This is a genomic window from Nitrospirota bacterium (assembly GCA_040755395.1).
Classification (GTDB): domain Bacteria; phylum Nitrospirota; class Nitrospiria; order Nitrospirales; family Nitrospiraceae; genus DATLZU01.
Genome location: JBFMAX010000056.1, coordinates 1 through 1335, shown reverse-complemented (window position 1 = coordinate 1335; position 1335 = coordinate 1). Strand labels below are relative to the sequence as shown.

3 protein-coding genes are annotated in these 1335 nt (G+C 37.7%); all 3 read right to left on the bottom strand.

Annotated elements, in window-relative coordinates; translation table 11 throughout:
* Positions 1 to 121, bottom strand: a 121-nt coding sequence (locus tag AB1555_20120) for a tryptophan--tRNA ligase (GenBank protein MEW6248985.1), incomplete at its 3' end; no start/stop codon positions are given.
* Entirely contained in the window at positions 118 to 729 is a 612-nt protein-coding gene (locus AB1555_20115; GenBank protein ID MEW6248984.1) for a succinylglutamate desuccinylase/aspartoacylase family protein, read from the bottom strand. The genes AB1555_20120 and AB1555_20115, both read right to left, overlap by 4 nt.
* The coding region (locus AB1555_20110) for a GNAT family N-acetyltransferase (protein ID MEW6248983.1) at positions 726 to 1335 on the bottom strand (610 nt) is incomplete at its 5' end. The genes AB1555_20115 and AB1555_20110, both read right to left, overlap by 4 nt.

The window sequence follows — 1335 nt, the reverse complement described above, 5'->3', positions numbered from 1 at the left end:
AACTATCATACTTATCCTGAAGATTGACCCAGTTTTCTAACGCTCCAACATAATGACCAAGATGCAAAGGACCTGTGGGTCGCATACCTGTCAATATTCTTTCTTGTCTTTCAAGACTCATTGTATTATTTTACTTTTTAGCCCCAATATATTGTACGCTTTTTCTCCGGCTAGAACAGGAACAAACCCATCCGAACACCTCTCAAAATTTTTATATTTTCCTCTTTTGTCTATAATACCGTATACTTCGTAGATTTTAGCTTTAAATTGTTTGCCCTTTTGAATGTTCTTAATGCAAGAAAGGGTGCTTTTATAGGCATCCCAGGTGTTGTGGTTACCTGTTTCAATGGAAAGACCTTTTCGATAATTTATTAATGAGTGGCCTTCTTTGATGTTGTACTTCATGTAAACAACATGCTTAAGACCAGTGGTTAATGCTAGTGGAAGCATTTCAAGATCCACGATTATCACAAAAGGATCTGATTTTGCGGACATAGTGTGAAAGTCGATAACTATTTCGTTTTGAGGAATTATTTTAAGTAATTCCTTAGCCCGTTTTTCTTCGTAGCTGTTTCCATCGGAACCAAAAGATTTATTCAAATCTTTATCTATAAATCTTTTAAATAAGCAAGCGGCTTTGGGGTTTGCAACTACTTGTGGAAGATTGTTTTCCGCCAAACAAACTGTTGGAACAATTTCATCGCCGTGAATGGCGGTCACAAAAATCATGCCATTTTTTGTTTTACTGGACCTACGCAAATTAATGCATCTCCGTGTTGCCAATCTATTGAGGTAATAGCGATTCCTTCAAACATTTCCATGTTGCCATATAGGCTTGATTCACCATAACGACTCTTGTCAACTATACCGCATTGGTTACGTGTGCCTATGTCTGTTGCGTAGCGTTTTGCGTCCCTATCGTTTAGATCAGCCAATTTCATACCCAATTGAAGCATTTTTGAGTTTTGGGTATGGAAACCTAATAGATCGGCGTTTGTCTCCCTTAGCTCTTTACTTAAGAGTTTAAATGCTAAACCAGAACCTTGGTATTCATTGTCAACAATGATTCCCTCTAAATGATAAAGTATACTCCCTCCATTATTAACAGACTTGAGAGTAGCACAGATAAATGCGATTGCATTGCCACCATTTCGTACTATAACCAAGCGATCTGAGCCTCTAATATGATTAAACACATCTTGGTAGAGCTCGTCGGTCTCTTCTTGCATAAAGCCGCGGCTTGTCAAACCAACCAATTCCTTTGCTAGTATCTGAAATTTCTCTTCCTTGAGTGTTGAGGTAATATAAGTTTCAACTTGAAATAGGTTGAGTAAT

What these genes read in the sequence shown, in the direction of transcription:
- AB1555_20115 (MEW6248984.1), bottom strand. Translation starts at nt 729, where the DNA reads ATGATTTTTGTGACCGCCATTCACGGCGATGAAATTGTTCCAACAGTT.